This is a genomic window from Mesorhizobium abyssinicae, assembly GCF_049887195.1.
In the GTDB taxonomy this organism is placed as follows: Bacteria; Pseudomonadota; Alphaproteobacteria; order Rhizobiales; family Rhizobiaceae; genus Mesorhizobium; species Mesorhizobium abyssinicae.
The window spans coordinates 164,249-186,381 of sequence record NZ_JARAKC010000010.1 but is presented as its reverse complement, the minus strand read 5'-3'; the positions used below and the strand labels follow the sequence as shown (position 1 = coordinate 186,381).

Genomic DNA, 22,133 nt, shown 5'->3' with positions numbered 1-22,133 from the left:
ACTTGGCTGGAAGAGCCAACGGACATCCATATAAACCGCGCGATCCGCCTGCGATAGTGATCGCATGAGAAATCAAGCGCAAGCCTCGGCGGCAAACCCCGCCCTCGACAAGCCAGACAGCGCCAGCCAAAGCCTTGCCGGCCCTGCCCTTTCCACCTTGGCGACGGCGCTGCCGCCACATCTGTGGTTCGGCGTCAGCGCCGTGTTCCATTATCTGGGCCCGGCCTTCGCGGTGCTGCTTTTCGCCCAGGTCGGCGTGCTGGGCATGGCCTGGCTGCGCATCGCCGCCGCCGCCCTCGTCTTCGCGCCGCTGACCCGGCCATGGAGGGTCTTCGCCCGCGCCGACCGGCCGACACGGCTGTTGCTCGTCGCCTTCGGCGCCTGCCTGGCGGTGATGAACTGTTCCTTCTATCTGGCGCTCGACCGCCTGCCGATCTCGCTGGTCGCGGCGATCGAGTTCGTCGGCACCATCGGCGTCGCGCTCGTCGGCCTGCGCCGCCCGCGCAATCTCGCGGCGCTCGCCATTGCCGTCACCGGCACCTTGCTGTTGATCGATGTCAAATGGTCGAGCGACCCGGTCGGCCTGTTCTGGGCCTTCCTCAACGGCGCGCTGTTCGTCGGCTACATCGTCCTCGGCCACCGCGTCGCGGCGTCCGGCGCGGGCGCCGGCATTGCCGGCTTGGGCGCGGCAATGACGATCGCCTTCCTCGTCGTGCTGCCCATCGGCTTCACCGAGGCGCTGCCGGCCTTTTCCGCGCCGTCGCTGCTCATCGCCGCCATCGGCGTCGGCATCTGCTCCTCGGTCATCCCCTATATCTGCGATCAACTCGCCATGGCGCGGCTGCCGCGCGCCAGCTTCGCGCTGATGCTGTCTCTGCTGCCGCTGAGCGCGACACTGATCGGTATCATCGTGCTGAGGCAGGTTCCCAGCCTCGGCGATTGCCTGGGCATCGCGCTGGTGGTGGCCGGCGTCGCCTTGCACAAGCCAGCCCCGGAACGAGCGCCATAAGGCTAGGCAAGCTTCTCCTCCAGGAAAGCGACCGTCCGGCCCCAGGCGAGGTCGGCCGCCTTCTTGTCGTAGCGAGCCGCCGAGGTGTCGTTGTTGAAGGCATGGTTGGCGCCCTCATAGACATAGACCGCGTACTCGACATGCGCCGCGTCGAGCGCCTTCTTGAAGGCATCGATGCCGGCATTGGTGCGCGCATCCAGGCCGGCATAGTGGAGCAGCAGCGCGGCCTTGATCTTCGGTACGTCGTCGGCCTTCGGCTGCATGCCATAATAGGCGACCCCTGCGCTCAGATCCGGCGAATTGACGGCAAGCGTGTTGACTGCGCCGCCGCCCCAGCAGAAACCGACGGCGCCGACCTTGCCGTTGCCGTCCTTGTAGCCCTTGAGGAACGCGACCGTCGCCACGGCGTTGGCGGCGACCTGCGCGGGATCGAGCGTCGCGAACAGTTCGCGCACCTTGTCCTCATCCTCAGGCGTGCCGCCGAGCGGCGACATGAAGTCCGGCGCCAGCGCGACGAACCCTTCCAGCGCCACCCGCCGCGCCACATCCCTAATGTGCGGGTTGAGCCCCCTGTTCTCGTGGATGACGATGACGGCGCCGAGCTTGCCGGACCGGTCGGCCGGCTCGACCAGGTAGCCCTTCATCTCGCCTCCGCTGCCGGGATAGGTGATGTCCTCACCCTTCACGCGCGGATCGTCCTCGGCGACGATCGCCGCCCTGGCGGGATTCGCCGCCAGCAACGGCACGATGGCGGCGGCTGCCGCGCCAGATCCGGCAAGCCTCGTCAGCTGTTCCATGAAACGGCGCCGGTCGAGCGTCAGATGCGTGTATTCATCATAGGCATCGATCATCGCCTGGGTGATGACGGGCTCGGCGGCGGCTGTGGTCATGGCTCATTCCTCGACTGTCCCCCCACCGGGCAAGATAGGGTTGGAAGGCGCTTGGTCCATTCACGGCTGGGTGATGCGGAGAGCCTGGCACGGTCGGGCGGCGGCGACGCAACCTGCTTGCGGCAAACATCGGCTCCGGTATGAGAAATGGGCCATAAGCTGTTGAATAGGACCATAAAAATTAGGCGCAACGCAATCCAAAGGCGGGCGGCCCGTCCGGGGCCCCATCACATTTTGGTCATTTCGGCAAATCTTGATGGCGTTGCCACAATATAAGGGGAAGCTGAGATCGGCTTCGCCTGCCACGGCGATGCCTGAAGAGAAGGAACAACGCTCATGACCTTGTCCGCTCCGATCGTCGCAAGCGCGCTCGTGCTGGCCAGCGCGGCCCTCCTGGCGCTGCGATCCGCGGCCCTCAGCCGGGCGGCGGTCAAAGTCAGAAGCGAGCAACGCCGGCCCGGCCGCGCGAAATCCGGCAACTAAGCGCCAACACCGAGGGGAAGACCGTGGACGTTCAGGACATCGTGAACACCGTTTCCGCCAAGGCCGGCCTCGACCAGGCGGTGACGGAAAAGGTCGTCGGCACCATCTTTTCGGTGCTCGAGCACGAGGCGGAGGGCACCAGCGCCTCGAGCTTCTTTGCCAAGATCCCCGGCGCGGATGCGCTGGCCCGGAAATATGATGTCATGGCCGCAGGTGCATCCGGCGGCTCGGGCGGCGGCCTGCTGTCGTCGCTGCAGGGGGCGCTTGGCGGCGTGCTCGGCGAGAAGACCGGCGCGCTGATCAACGGTATCGCCGCGCTCAAGGCCTCCGGCCTCGACATGGCCCAGATTCAAAAGGCCGGCGCCACGCTGGTCCAGCAAGCGGAAGCCGCCGCCGGCCCGGATCTCACCAATCAGGTGCTTGGCTCGGTGCCGGGCCTCAAAGGCCACCTCGGGCTCTGAACAGGCCTTCACTTCGGCAAAGCGTAAGCCATCACATAATCACCCGGCTTGGTGCCGACCGAGCCGTGGCCGCCGGCGACGATGACCACGAACTGGCGGCCGTCGGCGACCGTATAGGTCATCGGCGTCGACTGGCCGCCGGCCGGCAGCCTGGCTTTCCAAAGCTGCCTGCCGGTCGTCAGATCATAGGCGCGCAGATAATCGTCGACCGCCGCCCCCAGGAACGCGACCCCACCGGCGGTGATCATCGGCCCGCCAATGCCAGGCACGCCGACCTTGAACGGCAGCGGCAGCGGCGTCATGTCGCGCACGGTGCCGTTGCGGTGCTTGTAGGCGATCTTGCCGGTCCTGAGATCGGCGCCGGCCACAAAACCCCATGGCGGCGCCTGGCAAGGGATGCCGAGCGGCGACAGGAACGGCCCCATCACCACCGCGTAAGGCGCGCCCTCGTTGCGGTTGAGCCCTTGTTCGCTGCCGCGCCCTTCGTCCGGTGGCGGCACCTGGTCGCGCGGGATGAGCTGCGACTTGAACGCCAGGTAGGTCGGCATGCCGAACATCACCTGCCGGACAGGATCGACTGCCACGCCGCCCCAGTTGAAGACGCCGAAATTGCCGGGATAGACCAGCGAGCCCTGCTCGGATGGCGGCGTGTAGCGGCCCTCATAGCGCAGGCCCTTGAGCTCGATCCGGCAGGCCAGCTGGTCGAACATGGTGATGCCCCACATGTCGGCGCCGGTCAGCGGCTTCGGATTGAAGGAGAGGTCCGATTCCGGCTGCGTCGGCGAGGTGTGGTCGCCCTCGATCGCGCCGCCCGGGGCCGGCACCTCCTTGACGGGAATGATCGGCTCGCCGCTGCGCCGGTCGAGCACGTAAAGATCGCCCTGCTTGGTCGGCCCGACCAGCCCCGGCACGACGCCGCTCGACGTGGTGATGTCGACCAGCGATGGCTGCGCCGGCACGTCCATGTCCCAAAGGTCATGATGCACGGTCTGCCGCACCCAGCGCACCTGCCCGCTGTTGAGGTCGAGCGCGGTGATCGAGGACGAGAATTTCTCGACATTGGCGCTGCGCCCGGCGCCGAGCTGGTCCGGCGTCTGGTTGCCGAGCGGCACGTAGAGCAGGCCGAGCTTCTCGTCGGTGCTCGGCGTCGACCACATGTTGGGCGAGTTGTTGGTGTAGGTCTGGCCGGCCGGCAGCGGCGTCGTCTGGTCCGGATTGCCGGAATCCCAGTTCCACAGCAGCGCGCCGCTGTCGACGTCGAAGGCGCGGATGACGCCCGACGGTTCCTGCGTGGAATAATTGTCGTTGACCGCGCCGCCGACGATGATCTTGCCGCCGACGATGAGCGGCGCCGAGGTCGAATAGTAGTAGCCCGACTTCGGATACGGCATGTTGGCGAGCAAGTTCAGCGTGCCGCCCTCCGCAAAGGAGGCACACACCTGCCCGTTCGCGGCGTCGAGCGCGATCAGCCGCGCGTCGGAGGTCGGCAGATAGACGCGCGCGGCGCACGGCTGGCCGGCGGCGATCTTGCCGTCGGCATAATAGGACACGCCGCGGCAGGTCTGGTGCTGGCGGTTGGGATCGAGCTTGATCTTCGGGTCGAAGCGCCATTTCTCCTTGCCGGTCGTGGCATCGATGGCGATGGCGAAATTGTGCGGCGTGCAGATGTAGAGCGCATCGCCAATCTTCAGCGGCGTCACCTGATAGGTCGTCTCGCCGATGTCGTCCGGACCCTTCACGTCGCCAGTACGATACGTCCAGGCCGGCTGCAGCGAAGCCACGTTGTCCACGGTGATCTGGTTGAGCGGCGAATAGCGCTGGCCATAGGGCGTGCGCCCATAGAAGTGCCACTCACCTTCCGGCACGTTGCCGCCGAGATCGGCCGTCGGCGTCACCTTGTCGGCGCTGAGTTCGCCGGCAATGTCCTTTGGATCGGCGGTCATCGAATAGCCGGCCACGGCCAGCGAGGCCAGCACCGCCAGGATCAGCGGCGCGCGTCCATCGGGACCGGTGAGCCCTCGCCTCGCCCATGGTGTCAGCAGCCACAGCGCCAAAAGCACGATGACGCCGCCGCGCGGACCCAGATCCCACCAGTCGAAGCCGGCTTCCCACACCGCCCAGCACAGCGTGCCGATCACGATCGCCGCATAGAGCCAAAGTCCTGTCGACCTGCGCCGGAACAGCAGCCAGGCGGTGATTAGGAAAGCAAGGCCGACAATGACGTAGTACCAGCTGCCGCCGAGCATCACCAACCGGATGCCGCCGCCGCCAAGAACCAGACCGATGAGAGCAAGGATTACGGCGGTGAGGATGGTTGCCATGACGACACTCCTTCAGGCGCAGCAGGCGAGCGTCCGGAAACCGCCGTCGCCAAATGCAACCGTAACGCGCTTTCGAGTCTGTTTCACCTCGCCGCCGTAGTTTTCTGCCCGCTCGCGCGAGGTGTCAAATTAGCAGGACAATATCCAACGATGTCGCGCGCATTGCTCGGTCCTGCCGTTCACGTCGAAATGACGAAGCCTGGCGGTCGCCATTCTTCTGCCGGCAATCGGGCGATGCTATGCTTTGCCGATGAAGGCCGACGCCGCCTCGTTGCTTGAAAAGGCCCGCCACGCCTACGCGCAGCGGGCATGGGCGGATGCGTTCGCGCTTCTGCAGGCCACGGACGCGATCGCGCCGCTGGGCCCGGACGATCTCGAACGACAGCTCTGGTCGGCCGCCATGCTCGACCGCGATCAGGACAGCCAGGTCGCCGGTGACCGTCTGTTCGAGGCCTATGTCGAGGCGGGCCGTTACGACCGGGCGGCGTATTGGGCGTTCTTTCGCGGCTTCCGGCTTCTTGCCCTCGGCGAGGAAGGCCACGCGACGGCCTGCATCCAGCAGGCCCAGCGCCTGGCCGACGGCTTCGGTCGCGAATGCGCGGCGCATGGCTATCTGATCTTGCTGGCGGCCCAGAAGGAACTCATGACGGGTAACGATCCGGCCGCCGCGCCGCTGGCGAGCCAGGCCCTGGCGATCGGCGAGCGCTGTTGCGATATCGACCTCGTCGCCTTCGCCAGATGCTATCTCGGCCGTGCACTGGTGCGGCAGGGCCGGATCGACGAAGGCATCGCCTCGCTCGACGAGGCCATGCTGCCGGCCGTCGACGGAAAGCTCTCGCCCATCGTCACCGGCCTGATCTACTGCAACCTCATCGCCGCATGCCGGCAGGTCTATGCGCTCGACCGCTCGCGCGAATGGACCGAGGCGCTGTCGAACTGGTGCGGAACGCAGCCGCAGCTTGTCCAGTTCAACGGCGTCTGCCTTTTGCACCGCGCCGAGATCATGGAATTGAACGGCGCCTGGCAGGACGCGATCGCCGAGGCACGCCGCGCGACGACGTCGTTGGCCCATACCACCGCCAGCGAGGCGGCGGCGGGCGCGGCCTACCAGGAGGCCGAAATCCATCGCTTGCGCGGCGAGTTCGCCGCCGCCGAGGACCTCTACCGCACTGCCAGCAGGCTCGGGCTCGAACCGCAGCCCGGCATGGCGCTGCTGCGGCTGGCGCAGGGCCGGGCCGAACAGGCTGCGGCAACCCTTCGCCGCGTGCTCGCCACGACCAAGGCTCCACTCGGCCGCGCCCGCCTGCTGCCGGCCCTGGTCGAGATCATGATCGCCGCCGGCGCAATCGAGGAGGCACGCGACGCCTGCCAGGAGCTGGAAGCGATCGCCAGCCGTTTCGCGACCGACATCCTGGCGGCGATGGCCTCGCAGGCGAGAGGCGAGATCGACTTGCACGAAGGCAGCGCCGCGACCGCGCTCGGCCATTTCCGCGCCGCGCTGACGACCTGGCAGCGTGCCGGCGCTCCCTATCTCGAGGCGCGGCTGCGCGTGCTTGCAGGGCAGGCCTGCCGCATGCTTGGCGACGAAGACGGCACCGAGCTCGAATTCGATGCCGCCCGTACGGTTTTTGCCGGCCTCGGCGCCGCGCCCGACCTCGCCCGGGTCGCCGCACTGACCCGGCCGACGAGCTTGCCTTCGCACGGGCTGACCCGGCGCGAGATCGAAGTTCTTGGCCTTGTCGCCACCGGCAAGACCAACAGGACGATAGCAACCGACCTAGGTCTCAGCGAAAAGACCGTCGACCGGCATCTCAGCAACATATTCGACAAGCTGGCGGTCAACTCGCGCGCGGCTGCCACAGCCTACGGCTTTCAGAACGGCCTGCTCTGACGCAACGATTTTCTGACCTCGAGCAATTCCAGGAAAAGTGTGAAACGGTTTTCCGTCCGGAATTGCGTCAAAACAAAGAGATAGAGCGGTTCGGCGTTTCCGTGAAACGATGAACCGCTCTAGCGGCATGGGGAAAAATCCCCATCGCATTTTTCTGACTCGTGAGGTGTCTCCCCGAAGCGCCGCGGCGCCGTTCCCTTATTTTTGGTCCGCCAGTGACGAACCAGATGGAGCGATCATGAACCCGACTTCGATATCCGGAACGGCCGCGATGCAGGCAATGACCCTGCGCGGCCGTCACAATATCCGCATCGCCGAGACCAGGGAACGCGCCGGCGCCCTGCTGGAACAGGGCGCGGCCTTCATGCACCTGGAGGCCGATGCGCTGCAGGCAACCGGCAGCGATCCATCATCAGGCGACGAGACGCGGCCCGCGCTCAGGGAAGAACATGTCGACGTCGTCGTCATCGGCGCCGGCCAGAACGGCCTTTCCGTCGGCTATCACCTCGCCCGCAAGGGGGTGAAGTTCGTCATCCTGGAGGGCCGCGAACGCGTCGGCGATATCTGGCGCTCGCGCTGGGATTCGCTGCGCCTCTTCACGCCGGCACGCTTCGACAGTCTGGTCGGCATGCCGTTCCCCGCCGCGCGCTATTCATTCCCGACCAAGGACGAAATGGCCGACTATCTCGAGGCCTATGCGAGAAGGTTTGCCTTGCCGGTGCGCACCGGCGTCAAGGTCGACGAGGTGACCCGCTCCGGCGAGCGCTACGTCGTCACATCAGGCCAGACCCGCTACATTGCCAGGCACGTCGTCGCCGCCGCCTCGAGCTACCAGAAGCCGAAAATTCCGGATTTCGCGGCGTCGTTCGATCCGTCGATCCGGCAATTGCATTCGGTCGCCTACAAGAACCCGGAACAGCTCAAGGCAGGTGGCGTGCTTTTGGTCGGCGCCAGCAATTCCGGTGCGGAAATCGCCATGGATGTCGCGCGAACGCATCAGGTGTGGCTGTCGGGCCGCCATCCGGGCCACATCCCGGTCGCCTACAATGGCTATTTCGCGATGCGTCTGGTCCTGCCGGTCGTCCTGCGCATCGTTTTCCACCGTTTGCTCACCGTCGACACGCCGATGGGCCGCAGGGCCAAGCCGGAGCAGTTGTCGCATGGCCTGCCGCTGATCCGGGTCAAGCCGCAGGATCTGGACGCCGCCGGCGTCCGCCGGGTCCCTCGCGTCGCCGGTGCTCGCGACGGCAAGCCGCTGCTCGACGGCGGCCAGCTTCTCGACGTTGCCAACATTATCTGGTGCACCGGGTTCCGGGCCGGGCTCGATTGGATCAAGCTGCCGATCTTCGACGACACCGGCCGGGTGAAGCAGTATCGCGGCGCCGTCGAAGGCGAGCCGGGACTGTATGTCTGCGGCCTGCACTTCCAGCATTCGACCTCCTCCACCATGATCCACGGCGCGGCGCGCGATGCCGGCTACGTGGCCGACAAGATAGGCGAGCGCATGCGGGCAGCCGCCGGATAAGCGCTTCGAGGCGCTTGCCGGGCGCTGGAAAGCCACCACGCCCGGCAATCGTGTCGCCAAACCAGAACAAAACGTAGACACTTCTGGCCTTTCGCTGCCGAATCACTACATTCGGGGGCAATGTCCGGCTTTTCGGAAGACATGCCCTTTTTTGACGAACCGAATGCGCGGCCCGCGGCCCCGTCCGGCATAGCCGCGCGCGCCATGGCCGCCCGCAGCGGCCAGAACAGCGCGCCCGACTATCTGAAGGGGCTGAACCCCGAGCAGCGGCTGGCCGTCGAAACGACGGAAGGCCCGGTTCTGGTGCTGGCCGGCGCCGGCACCGGCAAGACGCGCGTGCTCACCACCCGCATCGCCCACATCCTCGCCACCGGCAAGGCCTTCCCCTCGCAGATCCTCGCCGTCACCTTCACCAACAAGGCGGCGCGCGAGATGAAGCAGCGCATCGGCCATCTGATCGGCGAAGGCAATGTCGAGGGCATGCCGTGGCTCGGCACCTTCCACTCGATCGGCGTCAAGCTGCTGCGCCGTCACGCCGAGCTCGCCGGGCTGAAATCCGATTTCACCATCCTCGACACCGACGATGTCGTGCGTCTGATCAAGCAGCTCATCCAGGCCGAGGGACTGGACGACAAGCGCTGGCCGGCCAAGCAGTTCGCGCAGATGATCGACGGCTGGAAGAACAAGGGCCTCGGCCCCGCCGACATCCCCGAGGGCGACGCCCGCAGCTTCGCCAACGGCAAGGGACGCGAGCTCTACAAGGCCTATCAGGAGCGGCTGCAGACCCTGAACGCCTGCGATTTCGGCGACCTGCTCTGCCATCCGATCCGCATCTTCCGCGCCTATCCGGATGTGCTGAAGGACTACCACAGGCGCTTCAAATACATCCTCGTCGACGAGTACCAGGACACCAACACCGCGCAGTATATGTGGCTGCGCCTGCTGGCGCAGCGGCCGCAATCCTCCCCCCTTGAGGGGGAGGTGCCCGCGAAGCGGGCGGAGGGGGTCGCCGCAGAAGGCACCGCCCGGTCATCGAGCACAGGGGCGTCGAGCACTGCCGCGAGGACCCCACCCGACCGGGCTTCGCCCGGCCGCCCTCCCCTCAAGGGGAATTCCCGCCCGGCCACCGTCAACATCTGCTGTGTCGGCGACGACGACCAATCGATCTATGGCTGGCGCGGCGCCGAAGTCGACAACATCCTGCGCTTCGACAAGGATTTCCCAGGCGCCACCATCATAAGGCTCGAACGCAACTACCGCTCGACCGCGCATATCCTCGGCGCGGCCTCGCATCTTATCGCCTTCAACGAAGGCCGCTTCGGCAAGACGCTGTTCACCGACCGAAACGATCCCGAGGACGATAAGGTGCATGTCCATGCCGCCTGGGATTCGGAGGAAGAGGCGCGCGCCGTCGGCGAGACCATCGAGGCCTACCAGCGGCAGAAGCACAATCTAAACGACATGGCGATCCTGGTGCGCGCATCCTTCCAGATGCGCGCTTTCGAAGAACGCTTCATCACGCTCGGCCTGAGCTACCGCGTCATCGGCGGCCCGCGTTTCTACGAGCGCATGGAAATCCGCGACGCGCTCGCCTTCTTCCGCGTCGTCGCCAATGGCGGCGACGACCTCGCCTTCGAGCGCATCGTCAACGTGCCGAAGCGTGGGCTAGGCGAAGCCACGATCCGCCAGATCCACGACACGGCGCGGGCGCTGCGCATCCCGATGCTGGAAGCGGCCGGCAACCTCGCCGAAAGCGACGAGATGAAGCCGAAGCCGCGCGCCGCCCTGCGCGAGGTCGCGGCGAATTTCGAGCGCTGGCAAAAGGCGCTGGAGACCACGCCGCACACCGAGCTCGCCGAGACCATTTTGGAGGAGAGCGGCTACACCGACATGTGGAAGAACGACCGCTCGGCCGAATCGCCCGGGCGGCTGGAAAACCTCAAGGAGCTGATCCGCTCCATGGAGGAGTACGAATCGCTGCGCGCCTTCCTCGAGCATGTCGCGCTGGTCATGGAGGCCGAGCAGAGCGAGTCTCTCGATGCGGTCTCGATCATGACGCTGCATTCGGCCAAGGGTCTCGAGTTCGAGACCGTCTTCCTCCCCGGCTGGGAAGAAGGCCTGTTCCCGCACCAGCGCGCGCTCGACGAAGGCGGCCGTTCCGGCCTGGAGGAGGAGCGCCGCCTCGCCTATGTCGGCCTGACGCGGGCCAAGAAGAACCTGCACATCTGGTTCGTCTCCAACCGCCTCATCCACGGCCTGTGGCAATCGACGATCCCGTCGCGCTTCCTCGACGAATTGCCGGAAACCCATGTCGAGGTCGCCGAGAGCGGCAACTCCTATGGCGGCTACGGCAACAGCTACGGCGGCGGCTCGTTCGCCTCCGGACGCGGCGGCCGGCAGAACCCCTACGGCGCCTCGCGCTTCGACAATATCGGCGAGGAAAAATCCTTCTCCAACACCTATTCGACGCCGGGCTGGCAGCGCGCGCAGGCCAACCGCACCGAGGCCACCGATCGCAACTGGGGCACGCGCTCCGGCCACCAGGTCGAGCGCATCGGCTATGGCGAGACCGATAGCGGCTATGGCGCCGGCCGCACCAGCGTCAAGGGTCGCACCATCGACGGCGAACTGGTCGCCAAGTCCGTCGCCGACAAGCCGTCCGCCTTCAGCGTCGGCGACCGCGTCTTCCACCAGAAATTCGGCAACGGCAACATTTCCGCAATCGAAGGCAACAAGCTCACCATCGACTTCGACAAGGCCGGCCAGAAACGCGTGCTGGACGGCTTTGTCACCGGCGTGTGAGCAATTCCCTCACCGATACCTCGCCTGGTTCCACTTATGGCCGAGCAGCGACAGGATGATGATCAGCCCGTTGAAGAACTGCACGTAGAAGCCGCTCAGGCCTGCCGCCACCACGCCGGTCTGGATGAACGACACCGTCACCGCGCCGATCGCGCCGCCGACCACCGTGCCGATGCCGCCCCAGGTCGGCGTGCCGCCGACGAACACCGAGGCCAGCACCGGCAGCAGATAGCCGTCGCCGGCCGTCGGCCACCAGGTGAAGTTGATCATCACCGAGAAGGTGCCGGCGATCGCCGCCCCGATGCCGGTGAAGACGAACACCTTGACTTTGACGCGCTTGACGTCGATGCCCATCTGCTTGGCGCTGTCCGGATTGTCGCCGACCACCCTCACCTGCGCGCCGAAGCGGTGGCGGTTGTAGAGCAGCGCCGAGAAAACCACGAAGGCGATGGCCCAGAAGATCTGCACCGGGATGCCCCAGAGCTGGCTCGAGAAGATCTTGTAGGCTGAGCTGTCGGCAAGGCCGGTCAGCGCCATCGACCTGCCCTCGTTGATGATCTGGATCAGGCCGCGCAACAGGAAATTCATGCCGAGCGTGGCGATCAGCGACGACAGTCCGCCATAGACGACCAGCGATCCGACCAGGAAGCCGAGCAGCGTGCCGGTGACCAGCGCGGCGGCGATGCCAAGGAACGGGTCGTAGCCGGCCTGCACGACCAGTGCGAAGACCCATGAGGCAAAACCCATCGTTGCCGGGAACGACAGGTCGATCTCGTCGCAGGTGACGACGAAGACCAGCGGCACGACCACGAACAGCGCAACGGGAAGCGTCGTCAGTACCGAGCTGTAGAGATACCAGGTGGTGAACACCGTCGGATTGGCGATGATGAACACCGCCATCATGAAGATGAACACGCCGAGCGTGCCGAGCGCGGCGCGGTTGTCGATGACGAAGCCGCGCAGCCAGTGGTCGGATGGATGGCTCCATTCCTTGCCCGCCTGGCCGCTTGTTCTTCCCATGGGAGTTTGCAGATCGGGTTCCATGGCCTTGCTCATCGCGCTCCCTGCTCCGCTTCGCCCGCCTCGTGCAGTCCGGGCAGGCCGCCCGGATGCGCCACGTCTTCCATGAAGTTGATGAGATCTTCCGCCGACTTGATCTGGCTGCGGTCGGCGGTCAGCGCCACCTTGCCGCGGTCGAGCACCACGAAGCGGTCGGCAATGTCGAAGACGTGGTGGATGTTGTGGCCGATGAACAGGATCGACCGGCCGCTCGCCCGCACCTGGCGCACGAAGTGGAAGACCTTGGCGGTCTCGGTCAGCGACAGCGCCGTCGTCGGCTCGTCGAGGATGATCAGCTCCGCCTGCTTGTAGATGGCGCGCGCGATCGCCACGCCCTGGCGTTCGCCGCCCGAAAGCTGGCCGACGATCGAGTGCGGCGTGAACACTTTCGAGGTGAAGCCGATCTCGCGCATCAGCCGGCTTGCCTCCTCGATCTCCTTGTTGACCTTCAGCCAGCCCATCCAGCTGGTCAGTTCGCGACCCATGAAGATGTTGCGCACGATCGTCTGCTGCACCGCCAGCGCCCGGTCCTGGAACACCGTCTCGATGCCGGCATCGCGCGAGCGCGCCGCGCTCCATCCGCTGACCGGCTTGCCGCGCACCAGGATCTCGCCGCTGGTCGGCTTGACCACGCCTGACAGGATCTTGATCAGCGTCGACTTGCCGGCGCCATTGTCGCCGATCAGGCCGACCACCTCGCCGCGGTCGACGCTGAGGTTGACGCCGCCAAGCGCATAGACCTGGCCATAGGACTTCTTGATGTCGCGCAGTTCGATGATGCGTTCGCCCATGCGATCCTCGCTCGGATTGTCTGTCTTGCCGGTCTCCTCGCCGGGGCCGCCGGCCGGGCGAAATCCCGGCCGACGGCTTGGGAGGTCAGCGCAGCGCCTGCTTGGCCAGCTCGGCGACGATCTCGTAATTCTGCGGCGTGACGAAGCCGGCGCCCGTGTCGACATTCATCGGCGCCAGGCCCAGCACAACCTGCTGGCAGAGGCTGAGGATCGGCAGATAGCCTTGCAGGAACGGCTGCTGGTCGGCCGTCAGCTGCACCCAGCCGCCCTTGAAGCCCTCGACGATCTGCGGGCTGGTGTCGAAGCCGAAATTGAAGATCTCGCCGGGCTTTCTTCCCGCCGCCTGCATGTAGGTGGCGACATTGCCCAGCATCTGGCCGCCGGGATAGCCGACCGCCTTGATATCAGGGTTGTTGAGCAGGGCCGCTGTGATCACCGGAATCGCCAGATTGGGGTCGGATGCCCATTCGCCGCTCGGCGGTGACGGCAGCTGGATGACACTGATGCCGGCCTCCTTGAGTACGGCCACCGTGCCGCGCTCTCGCGCGCCGCGGGCCTCGTTCTCGAACGGGCCGATCATGATCGCCTTGTCGCCGGACTTGAGCTTGCCGAGCTTGATGGCCTCGGCGCCGAGTGCACGGCCCTGCTGCTCCTGCTGGGCGCCGACATAGCCGCCGCCGAACGCTTCCACCACCTTCGGCACCGGAACGTTCTGGTACATCATCTTGATGCCGTCCTTGTGCGCCTGCTCGGCCAGCGGCATGATCGCGGCGTCGCCCGGATGGCCCATCATGGCGATGCCGTTGGGTTTCACGGCGACGGCCTCGCGTAACTGCTGCACCATCTTCTCGGAGTCCCACTGCGAGAAGATGTAGTCGACTTTGGGCCCGAGATCGGCGGCCGCCTGCTTGGCGCCATTGTAGACGATGGTGCCGAAGGCGTCGCCCTCTGCGCCGCCGACGAAGAAGCGGATGTGGACGTCCTTGCACCATTGGGCATCCAGCGCCTGCGCCGGCAAGGTGGAGATGGCGGCGGCAAGCGCCGTGGCTGCGGCCACGACGGTCGTGCGCAGAAGTGTCGTTCTAAACGCGATGCTCATGCACGTTCCTCCCTTTGTTTCCTCGCCAAGCGAGGGTTTTCGACATTCGCTTCGGCAGTGCGCCGCAAAACTGGCCGGCCGGCTCCTCCCGCCGGCCAATCCTCACATCAACTTTGGCCTCACATCGGATTTGGCAGGTAGCTGGCACCTCCCCTGCATTGCTTGAGATAATCCAGCGCCCGCACTTGCCCGGTGATCTCCAGGTCGTCGCGATAGACAGGGTCGTGCCAGCCCTCGATGTCGATGGCGCCCTTGTAGCCGGCCAGCCGCAATTCGCTGATCACCCGCGTCCAGTCGCTGTCGCCGAAGCCCGGCGTGCGCATCTGCACGAAGGGCAGCCGGCCGAACACGCCGTGCTCGCGGATGACGTCCCAGCGCACGGTGGCGTCCTTGCCGTGCACATGGAAGATGCGCGGCGCCCATTTGCGGATCTGCGGCATCGGGTCGATCAGGTAGACGAACTGATGGCACGGCTCCCATTCGAGGCCGAGATTGTCATCCGGCAATTCGTTGAACATCAGCTCCCAGGCATCCGGATTGTGGGCGATGTTCCAGTCGCCGCTGGCCCAGTTGCCATCCATCGCGCAATTCTCGAAGGCGATGCGCACGCCCTTGTCGGCGGCGCGCTTCGCCAGCGGCCCCCAGACCTCGCGGAAGCGCGGCAGGCTGTCGGTCAGCGGCTTGCCGCGAATACGGCCGGTGAAGCCGCTGACCGTGGAAGCGCCGAACAGATGCGCATGGTCGATCACCGTCTCCCAGGCCGCGAGCACGCCGCGATCGACCTCGCCGCTCTCCAGCGGATTGCCGAACACGCCGATCGACGAGACGGTGACGTCGGCATCGCCGATCGCCTCGCGGATCTGGCCGGCGAGCCGCGGCAGGTCCTTGCCGCCCAGCGTCTGCCAGAAGAAGGGCTGGATGCTCTCGAAGCCGAGCGGCAGGATCTGTTTGATGTAGGCGGCCGGGTCGTCGAGATTGGCCCTGACCATGGTGCCGATCCTGATGTCGAGGAGCGGGTTTGGCATCATTGCGCATCCCTGGCGATCGCCACGCGGCGTCCGGTCTCGGCGCTTTCGATCGCGCCGAAGACCATGGCCAGGCTGTTGATGTTGTCGGTGCCGCGCGTTTCCGGCTGGGTGCCGGTTTCGATCGCGTGCATGAAATCCCTGATGATGCCGAGATGGCCGTCGACGCGGTCGGATACGTCGAGTGGCGGCACCTCGATTGGCTGGATTTTGTCGAACAGACCGTCGCGGCCCGGAATGACAACCTCCGCCTTCAGCCCATCAAAGCCGTCCCAGAGCAGGCTGCCGCGCTCGGCGACGATGCGCCAGCTCCCTTCCCAGCTGGTCCGGAAGCCGTCGGCGCACCAGCTGCCCGCATAGGTGAAGACCTTGCCGCCGCCGAAATCGAAGACGGCGCTCGCCGACGATCCCTGCCGGTACCAGGAACTGGCCGGCTCCCACTCCTGGCAGTAGACGCTGGCCGGCTCGCCGGCGGCCATGTAGCGGGCGGCATCGAAGGTGTGGATCGCCATGTCGAGCAGCAGCACATGGGCCATCTCCTCGCGAAAGCCGCCGAAATGCGGCGCGACGAAGAAGTCGGCATGGATGCTGGTCGGCTTGCCGATGGCGCCCGAGTCGAGAAAGCGGCGGATGCGCCGGACATTGGCGACGTAGCGGCGGTTCTGCACGACGGCATGGACGCGCCCCGCCCGGCGCGCGGCCTCGATGATGGCGCGCGCATTTTCCGGACTGTCGGCGAGCGGCTTCTCGGTTAGCAGATGGCAATTGTGGTCAAAGGCCGAAAGCGCAACGTCACGGCGGGCGGCGGGAACGACGACGTCGAACACTGCGTCAGGCTTGGTCTCATCGAGGACGGCATCGAGGCTGGTGCCGATGACGGCCCCGGCAAGCCCGTATTCGCGCGCTCTCGCCTGCGCCCGCTCGGCGTCGAGATCGACAAGGCCGACAATCGTCAGCCCGTCGATCTGCCTCGCGGCATCGAGCCACTGCCTGCTCATCGCTCCGCAGCCGGCCAGGACGACCTTCATCCAGCGCTCCTCCTCCGCTCGACCCCTCCAGGCCGATCGTCACGGCATCCACGGCAGCACCGTAAACGTTTTTCCGTAAACGTTTACGAGAACACACCCGATAGCGTAGAATGTCAATCGGCTGTTTGCGAAAATCATCCCAAAGCCTTGGCCTGAGCGGCAGCCAGTGCTAGCCAAGGCAGGGGGAGAACCGTCCTTGGCGTCCAGCATCCACGACCTTGCGCGTCACCTGAACATTTCGATCGGCACCGTGTCGCGGGCGCTGAACGGCCGCGCCGATGTCAATGCCGACACACGCCAGCGCGTGCTGGAAGCCGCCAAGCAGCTCAACTACGCGCCCAACCAGTCCGGCCGCAGCCTCCGGCAAGGCGCCACCCACTCGATCGCCTTCATGCTGCAGCCGCATCCAGGCGACCAGCAATATGGCGAGCCCTTCTTCATCCCGTTCCTCACCGGCCTGCAGGGCAGGCTCGCCGAAAGCGGCCTCGACCTGATCGTGGTCATGGGCGCGCCGGGCGACTACCAACAGGAGCGCCTGCGCCGCGTCGTCGAGACCCGCCGCGCCGACGCCGTGGTGCTGGCCTGGACGCGGCGCGAGGACGAGCGCATCGACTATCTGACCGAGAGAGGCTTCCCCTTCGCCACGCTCGGCCGCAGCCGTTCCGGCGGCAAGTCTTACCCTTCCCTCGACCTCGATTTCGAGAAGGCCGGCAGCGACGCCGTCGACCGGCTGGTGGCGCGCGGCCACCGCCGCATCGCCGCGGTCCGCCCTGCCCTCAATCTCAATTTCGGCTACCTGTTCCTCGACGGCTACCGCAAGGCCCTGAAGCGGCACGGCATCGAGATCGATCCCGGCCTGATTGCCGACGGCTTCATCAACGAGGGCGGCGGCTACCAGGTAACGCCGCGCGTGATGCTCTCCAAGGACCGGCCGACGGCGATCATCTACAACAACGACGCTATGGCGCTCGGCGGCTGCAAGGCGCTGGCCGAGATGGGCATCAGACCCGGCCACGACATCGCCGTGACGGTCATCGTCGACACGCCGCTCTGCCGCTATTTCTCGCCGGCGCTGACCGCCTTCCGCCCGGCGCTGCAGCCCATGGGCCGGCGGTTGGCCGAGATGCTGCTCGCATCGCTCCCCGCCTTCGCCGGTCCGGAAGGCACGCGCATCATGCGCGAGGTCTGGCCGCTGGAACTGATCGCGCGAGAGAGCGACTGATAATCGCCGAGGGTAGCCGCACCGACCTCAGTCCACTTTCTCCTCGCCCTTCTCGCCAGCCTTTACGATGTCGCCGGTCGTGAACAGGATTTCCTTCAGCTCCGCCCGCCAGTCCTTCTTCTGACGCAGCAGGAATTCGAGATTCATGCCGAAATGCTTGAACTCCTCGCCTTGCGCATTTTTCATGATGGCGCGCGCCTGCGCGTCCTTTTCCACCGACATGCGCTGCTCGTACCAGCTGATCGCCTCCGCCTCCTCGATCAGCGAAGTGATCATGCGGGCAAATGTCCGCACCTTCTGCGTCAATTCCTCCGCCGGCTCGTGATACTGATCGAAACCCATCTGTCCTCCTGAGCCCATGGCTCGACCGACCATCGCAGGCGATGCCTGGGCTCGCCTGCAACGGTTGCGATTGGAAAATGGTTCCGGGGCACGCGCCGGCGCGGGCCTGTCACGCAGGTATCATGTTCGAGTCCTAGACCGCTTGGCGGAAGGTGCCGGCGGCATGTCGATGCGACATCCGCTCCGGCCTGCTCTGTCACAAGGGGATATCCATGAAACATCTCAACCCGACCGTCGCATTTGGCGCGGCACTTGCGCTGTTCACCGCCCTCACCCCGGCGCTCGCCGATGGCGTCGCCTATGTCAACAAGGGCCTGGTCGGCGTCGGCCGCATTCCTGCCAACCAGAAGGACAAGTTCGGCGAGACCTTCGGCTCGGGCTCTGGCATGGCGATCGACACCAAGGGCTGGTCGCGCGACGGCAACGCCTACAAGGGCTCGCTCTGGCTGCTGCCGGACCGCGGCTACAACGTCGTCGGCACCACCGACTACCGGGCGCGCCTCAACACCGTTTCGATCGAGCTTGCCCCGACCGTTCCGGGCGCCGCGCCCGAAGCCGGCCAGGAACAGTCGGGCGTCAAGGCGACGCTCGCCGACACCTTGCTGCTCACCGACGACAAGGGCGCTGACGCCACCGGCCTCGACCCGCTGAACGGCGTCCGCCCGGCCGCCGGCGACATGCCGATCCTGCCGCAGGCCGACAATGGCAAGCTGGCGCTGGATGACGAAGCCATCGTGCGCCTGCCCGACGCCAGCATGTTCATCTCCGACGAGTACGGCCCGAACATCTATCGCTTCTCGGCCGAGGGCCGCCTGATGTCGGCCACCCAGCCGCCGGCGGCCCTGGTGCCGATGCGCCACGGCAAGCCGAACTTCGCCTCCGACAATCCGGGCCCGGGCGCCGCCGAGCCCGATCCGAAGGATCCCGAGACCGGCCGCCAGAACAACCAGGGCCTCGAAGGCATGTCGCTGACGCCGGACGGCAAGTTCCTGATCGCCGTGCTGCAGTCGGCGCCGCGCCAGGATGGCGGCGATTCCGGCTCGACGCGCCAGAACACCAGGGCGCTGGTCTATGACGCATCCGACCTCGCCCATCTCAAGCTGGCGCATGAATATGTCGTGCCGTTGCCGGTGTTCAAGGACGCCAAGGACAAGACCAAGGTGGCGGCGCAGAGTGAGATCGTCGCGCTTTCCAGCAACCGCTTCCTGATGCTGACGCGCGACAGCGGCAATGGCCAGGGCGTGAAGGGCGAAGAGTCGCTCTATCGAAAGATCAACATCGTCGACCTGTCCGGCGCGACCGACATCGCCGGCGGCCCGTTCGACGCCGCCGACAAGCCGCTGGCGCCGAAGGGCGTGCTCGATGCGTCGGTTACCCCGGCCAAGGTCACGCCGTTCATCGACATCAACGACAAGGCCCAGCTTGGCCGCTTCGGTCTGCACAATGGCAAGCCGAACGACAAGGACAATCTCTCGGAGAAGTGGGAGGCGATGTCGCTGGTCAGCGTGCTCGATCCCAAGCTGCCCGACGACTATTTCCTGTTCGTCGCCAACGACAACGATTTCCTGACTCAGGACGGCTTCCAGGTCGGCGCGCCCTACAAGGCCGAGGACGGCGCCGATGTCGATACCATGTTCCTGGTCTATCAGGTGACGCTGCCGAACCTCGCCACGAACTAGCCGCGGACAGAAGGCGGACGCGGCGCGTCCGCCTTCTGGCCATTTGCCGACGATCTACTTCAAGATCTCCGCGTCCCTCGGCACGCCGGCATCGATCGGCTCGGCGGTCCTGTTCGACACGGCCGTGAGCTTGCCGGCGGGCGACAGGTTCGGGCGCACGAAGACCTGCGCGACGCCATTGACGCGGCCGTAGAGGTCGATGATGTCCTGGTTCATGAAGCGCACGCAGCCGGACGAAGCGTTCTTGCCGATGGAATCCCACTCCGGCGTGCCGTGCAGCCGGTACATCGTGTCCTTGCCGTCGCGGAAGAGATAGAGCGCGCGGGCGCCGAGCGGACTCTGCGGGCCGGGCGGCATGCCGTCCTTGTATTTCGCCAGTTCAGGCCGGCGCTGGATCATTTCCGGCGGCGGCGTCCAGACCGGCCACTTCTTACGCGCCTGAACCACGGCACTGCCGGTCCATCCGAAACCGGCCTTGCCGAGGCTGACGCCATAGCGGATGGCCTCGCCGCCGTCGCGCACCAGATAGAGGAAATGCTCGGAGGTATCGACGACGATTGTGCCGGGTTTTTCCCCGGTCGGATCCGGCACGATCTGGCGCACGAACTTCGGATCGAGCTTGTCCACCGGGATTGCCGGCAGCTGATAGCCCTCGTCGACGCGTGCCGCATACATGCTCTCGGCAGCGCCGAAAGCCGAATCGCTTGGCGGCGGCGGCGCTGCCGCCGGCGGCGCCACGTCGGTGGTGGTGCAGGCCGAAAGAGCCACGGAGGCAGCTCCCAGAGCGGACGCACCGAGAAACGCGCGCCGGTTCAGGCGCTCAAAAAACAGCGGACTATCGGACATCATCCCCCCGGCTATCGATAAGATCTAAGGAGTGCGGCCCCACGCACCCGGGATCAATAGCCCATTCCGCAAGCTTTGAGAACATGACTGGATCAAGGCGGAATTTTCGGGCGTCGCATCGACCTGTCCCCTCAAATCGGCGATCATCGCCGACCGCACCCAAAGACCAGCGCTGAGCAGCCCACCATGGACGACAAGACGCCTGCCCGCCGGCGCACCGGCGACCTCACCAGCGGCCCGATCCCGCGCACGCTGCTGCTGTTCGCCTTGCCGGTGCTCGGCTCCAACGTGCTGCAGTCGCTCAACGGCTCGATCAATGCGGTATGGGTCGGCCGCTTCCTCGGCGAGGCGGCGCTGACCGCGACCTCCAACGCCAATCTGGTGCTGTTCCTGATCCTCGGCACGGTGTTCGGCATCGGCATGGCCGCCACCATTCTGGTCGCGCAGTCGGTCGGCGCCCGCGACCTGCCGGAGGCGCGGCGCATCGTCGGCACCAGCGCCACCTTCTTCTTCCTCGTCTCGGTGGTGTTCGCCGTCTGCGGCTGGATCTGGGTCGACGCCATACTCAACACGCTGGGCACGCCGGCCGACGCGCTGCCGCTGGCGCGCTCCTACCTGCGCATCATCTTCGTCGCCGTGCCGATGATGAACCTGTTGTCCTTCGTCATGACGGTGCTGCGCGGTGCCGGCGATTCGCGCACGCCGTTCGTCTTCATGGCGCTGGCGGTCGTCCTCGACATCGTGCTCAACCCGCTGCTGATCCGCGGCCTCGGGCCATTCCCGGAGCTCGGCATCGCCGGATCTGCCACCGCCACGCTGATCGGCCAGACGGTGAGCGTGATCGCCATCCTGATCGTGCTCTATGCCCGCAAGCATCCGCTGAGGCTCGCCGGCGCCAACCTCGCCCTGCTGCGGCCCGATCCGGCGCTGCTCAGGATCGTCGTCTTCAAGGGCGTGCCGATGGGCCTGCAGATGATCGTGATTTCCGCCGCGGCGCTGACGGTCATGGGCATCGTCAATTCCTACGGCTCGCAGGTCGCCGCCGCCTACGGCATCGCCGCGCAGCTCTGGACCTATATCCAGATGCCGGCGCTCGCCATCGGCGCCGCCGTCTCCTCGATGGCGGCGCAAAATGTCGGCGCCGGGCGCTGGGACCGGATCGGCAAGGTCGCGGCTTCGGGCGTCGGCTTCAACCTGGTGCTGACCGGCGCGCTGGTCTTTCTGCTGTTTTTCTTCGACCGTTCGATCCTCAGCCTGTTCCTCAGCACCGACAGCGCGGCCATCGACATCGCCGCCCACATCAACAATGTCGCGTCCTGGTCGTTCATCCTGTTCGGCGTCACCATCGTGCTGTTCGCCACCGTGCGCGCAACCGGCGCGGTGATGCCGCCGCTGATCATCCTGGTGATCTCGGTGCTGATCGTGCGCACCGGCTTTGCCTATTTCTTCCGGAGCGTGATCGGCGAGGAGGCGCTCTGGTGGAGCTTTCCGGCCGGCTCGATCACTTCACTGGCGCTGGCCGCCGGCTACTACCGTTTCGGCGGCTGGCGCACCCTGCACATGATCGAGGGCAGGCCGGCCGCCGGCGAACCGCCGGACACTGGTCTCGGCGTGCCGCGCCAGCGGGCGAACATGGCGCCCGAGACACCGAATGGCTGAA

At 66.1% G+C, this 22,133-nt stretch carries 18 protein-coding genes; 9 read left to right on the top strand and 9 right to left on the bottom strand.

Features of this window, described 5'->3' with window-relative positions:
* Positions 1-64: 64 nt before the first annotated feature.
* Positions 65-1,009, top strand: a complete 945-nt coding sequence (locus tag PU724_RS22120) for an EamA family transporter (RefSeq protein WP_354423639.1) — start codon at positions 65-67, stop codon at positions 1,007-1,009.
* 2 nt (positions 1,010-1,011) lie between these two features.
* Here the strand turns inward: PU724_RS22120 and PU724_RS22115 are convergent, their stop codons facing one another.
* Entirely contained in the window at positions 1,012-1,899 is an 888-nt protein-coding gene (locus PU724_RS22115; RefSeq protein ID WP_354423640.1) for a dienelactone hydrolase family protein, read from the bottom strand.
* Positions 1,900-2,235: 336 nt separating this feature from the next.
* On the opposite strand from PU724_RS22115, the gene PU724_RS22110 reads away from it, so the two are divergent.
* The gene (locus PU724_RS22110) at positions 2,236-2,382 is read left to right on the top strand and encodes a hypothetical protein (RefSeq protein WP_189605959.1); all 147 of its coding nucleotides are present in this window, start codon (positions 2,236-2,238) and stop codon (positions 2,380-2,382) included.
* 23 nt (positions 2,383-2,405) lie between these two features.
* Complete coding sequence (locus PU724_RS22105; protein ID WP_354423642.1) at positions 2,406-2,843, top strand: hypothetical protein; 438 nt, start codon at positions 2,406-2,408, stop codon at positions 2,841-2,843.
* Positions 2,844-2,851: 8 nt separating this feature from the next.
* On the opposite strand, the gene PU724_RS22100 is transcribed toward PU724_RS22105, so the two are convergent.
* The gene (locus tag PU724_RS22100) at positions 2,852-5,164 is read right to left on the bottom strand and encodes a glucose/quinate/shikimate family membrane-bound PQQ-dependent dehydrogenase (protein WP_354423644.1); all 2,313 of its coding nucleotides are present in this window, start codon (positions 5,162-5,164) and stop codon (positions 2,852-2,854) included.
* A 250-nt stretch (positions 5,165-5,414) separates the two neighbouring features.
* Between PU724_RS22100 and PU724_RS22095 the strand changes: the two genes are divergently transcribed.
* From PU724_RS22095 to PU724_RS22085, 3 genes are all read left to right on the top strand, one after another.
* Entirely contained in the window at positions 5,415-7,055 is a 1,641-nt protein-coding gene (locus PU724_RS22095) for a helix-turn-helix transcriptional regulator (protein ID WP_127393396.1), read from the top strand.
* Between the two features lie 271 nt (positions 7,056-7,326).
* Positions 7,327-8,580: a flavin-containing monooxygenase gene (locus PU724_RS22090; protein ID WP_426213643.1), complete on the top strand. Its 1,254-nt coding sequence runs from the start codon at positions 7,327-7,329 to the stop codon at positions 8,578-8,580.
* Between the two features lie 120 nt (positions 8,581-8,700).
* Positions 8,701-11,382 carry an ATP-dependent helicase gene (locus PU724_RS22085; RefSeq protein WP_354423648.1) on the top strand — a complete coding sequence of 894 codons (2,682 nt, stop codon included), beginning with the start codon at positions 8,701-8,703 and terminating at the stop codon, positions 11,380-11,382.
* A 9-nt stretch (positions 11,383-11,391) separates the two neighbouring features.
* Here the strand turns inward: PU724_RS22085 and PU724_RS22080 are convergent, their stop codons facing one another.
* From PU724_RS22080 to PU724_RS22060, 5 genes are all read right to left on the bottom strand, one after another.
* Positions 11,392-12,438 (bottom strand): ABC transporter permease, encoded by a 1,047-nt coding sequence (locus PU724_RS22080; RefSeq protein ID WP_354423650.1) that lies wholly within the window; start codon positions 12,436-12,438, stop codon positions 11,392-11,394.
* The gene (locus tag PU724_RS22075; RefSeq protein ID WP_127286431.1) at positions 12,435-13,232 is read right to left on the bottom strand and encodes an ATP-binding cassette domain-containing protein; all 798 of its coding nucleotides are present in this window, start codon (positions 13,230-13,232) and stop codon (positions 12,435-12,437) included. The genes PU724_RS22080 and PU724_RS22075 overlap by 4 nt, the downstream gene beginning before the upstream one ends.
* A gap of 85 nt (positions 13,233-13,317) precedes the next feature.
* Positions 13,318-14,331 carry a substrate-binding domain-containing protein gene (locus PU724_RS22070; protein WP_127286432.1) on the bottom strand — a complete coding sequence of 338 codons (1,014 nt, stop codon included), beginning with the start codon at positions 14,329-14,331 and terminating at the stop codon, positions 13,318-13,320.
* Positions 14,332-14,450: 119 nt separating this feature from the next.
* Positions 14,451-15,359 carry a sugar phosphate isomerase/epimerase family protein gene (locus tag PU724_RS22065; RefSeq protein ID WP_354423653.1) on the bottom strand — a complete coding sequence of 303 codons (909 nt, stop codon included), beginning with the start codon at positions 15,357-15,359 and terminating at the stop codon, positions 14,451-14,453.
* Positions 15,356-16,384, bottom strand: a complete 1,029-nt coding sequence (locus tag PU724_RS22060; protein WP_354423655.1) for a Gfo/Idh/MocA family protein — start codon at positions 16,382-16,384, stop codon at positions 15,356-15,358. The genes PU724_RS22065 and PU724_RS22060 overlap by 4 nt, the downstream gene beginning before the upstream one ends.
* A gap of 196 nt (positions 16,385-16,580) precedes the next feature.
* Between PU724_RS22060 and PU724_RS22055 the strand changes: the two genes are divergently transcribed.
* Positions 16,581-17,606, top strand: coding sequence for a LacI family DNA-binding transcriptional regulator (locus PU724_RS22055; RefSeq protein ID WP_354423657.1), 1,026 nt, complete (start codon positions 16,581-16,583; stop codon positions 17,604-17,606).
* Positions 17,607-17,633: 27 nt separating this feature from the next.
* Here PU724_RS22055 and PU724_RS22050 read toward each other — a convergent pair whose 3' ends face one another.
* Positions 17,634-17,948 carry a ferritin family protein gene (locus tag PU724_RS22050; protein ID WP_127286181.1) on the bottom strand — a complete coding sequence of 105 codons (315 nt, stop codon included), beginning with the start codon at positions 17,946-17,948 and terminating at the stop codon, positions 17,634-17,636.
* 212 nt (positions 17,949-18,160) lie between these two features.
* Between PU724_RS22050 and PU724_RS22045 the strand changes: the two genes are divergently transcribed.
* The gene (locus tag PU724_RS22045) at positions 18,161-19,627 is read left to right on the top strand and encodes an esterase-like activity of phytase family protein (protein ID WP_354423659.1); all 1,467 of its coding nucleotides are present in this window, start codon (positions 18,161-18,163) and stop codon (positions 19,625-19,627) included.
* A 54-nt stretch (positions 19,628-19,681) separates the two neighbouring features.
* On the opposite strand, the gene PU724_RS22040 is transcribed toward PU724_RS22045, so the two are convergent.
* A complete protein-coding gene (locus PU724_RS22040; protein ID WP_354423661.1) occupies positions 19,682-20,473 on the bottom strand; it encodes a L,D-transpeptidase in 792 nt (263 codons plus the stop codon).
* A gap of 186 nt (positions 20,474-20,659) precedes the next feature.
* Here PU724_RS22040 and PU724_RS22035 point away from each other — a divergent pair, with 186 nt between their 5' ends.
* Positions 20,660-22,132, top strand: a complete 1,473-nt coding sequence (locus tag PU724_RS22035; RefSeq protein ID WP_354423662.1) for an MATE family efflux transporter — start codon at positions 20,660-20,662, stop codon at positions 22,130-22,132.
* The last annotated feature ends 1 nt before the right edge of the window (position 22,133 follow it).

What these genes read in the sequence shown, in the direction of transcription:
- PU724_RS22120 (WP_354423639.1), top strand. Translation starts at nt 65, where the DNA reads ATGAGAAATCAAGCGCAAGCCTCGGCGGCAAACCCCGCCCTCGACAAG.
- PU724_RS22115 (WP_354423640.1), bottom strand. Translation starts at nt 1,899, where the DNA reads ATGACCACAGCCGCCGCCGAGCCCGTCATCACCCAGGCGATGATCGAT.
- PU724_RS22110 (WP_189605959.1), top strand. Translation starts at nt 2,236, where the DNA reads ATGACCTTGTCCGCTCCGATCGTCGCAAGCGCGCTCGTGCTGGCCAGC.
- PU724_RS22100 (WP_354423644.1), bottom strand. Translation starts at nt 5,164, where the DNA reads ATGGCAACCATCCTCACCGCCGTAATCCTTGCTCTCATCGGTCTGGTT.
- PU724_RS22095 (WP_127393396.1), top strand. Translation starts at nt 5,415, where the DNA reads ATGAAGGCCGACGCCGCCTCGTTGCTTGAAAAGGCCCGCCACGCCTAC.
- PU724_RS22090 (WP_426213643.1), top strand. Translation starts at nt 7,327, where the DNA reads ATGCAGGCAATGACCCTGCGCGGCCGTCACAATATCCGCATCGCCGAG.
- PU724_RS22085 (WP_354423648.1), top strand. Translation starts at nt 8,701, where the DNA reads ATGTCCGGCTTTTCGGAAGACATGCCCTTTTTTGACGAACCGAATGCG.
- PU724_RS22080 (WP_354423650.1), bottom strand. Translation starts at nt 12,438, where the DNA reads ATGAGCAAGGCCATGGAACCCGATCTGCAAACTCCCATGGGAAGAACA.
- PU724_RS22075 (WP_127286431.1), bottom strand. Translation starts at nt 13,232, where the DNA reads ATGGGCGAACGCATCATCGAACTGCGCGACATCAAGAAGTCCTATGGC.
- PU724_RS22070 (WP_127286432.1), bottom strand. Translation starts at nt 14,331, where the DNA reads ATGAGCATCGCGTTTAGAACGACACTTCTGCGCACGACCGTCGTGGCC.
- PU724_RS22065 (WP_354423653.1), bottom strand. Translation starts at nt 15,359, where the DNA reads ATGATGCCAAACCCGCTCCTCGACATCAGGATCGGCACCATGGTCAGG.
- PU724_RS22060 (WP_354423655.1), bottom strand. Translation starts at nt 16,384, where the DNA reads ATGAAGGTCGTCCTGGCCGGCTGCGGAGCGATGAGCAGGCAGTGGCTC.
- PU724_RS22050 (WP_127286181.1), bottom strand. Translation starts at nt 17,948, where the DNA reads ATGGGTTTCGATCAGTATCACGAGCCGGCGGAGGAATTGACGCAGAAG.
- PU724_RS22045 (WP_354423659.1), top strand. Translation starts at nt 18,161, where the DNA reads ATGAAACATCTCAACCCGACCGTCGCATTTGGCGCGGCACTTGCGCTG.
- PU724_RS22040 (WP_354423661.1), bottom strand. Translation starts at nt 20,473, where the DNA reads ATGTCCGATAGTCCGCTGTTTTTTGAGCGCCTGAACCGGCGCGCGTTT.
- PU724_RS22035 (WP_354423662.1), top strand. Translation starts at nt 20,660, where the DNA reads ATGGACGACAAGACGCCTGCCCGCCGGCGCACCGGCGACCTCACCAGC.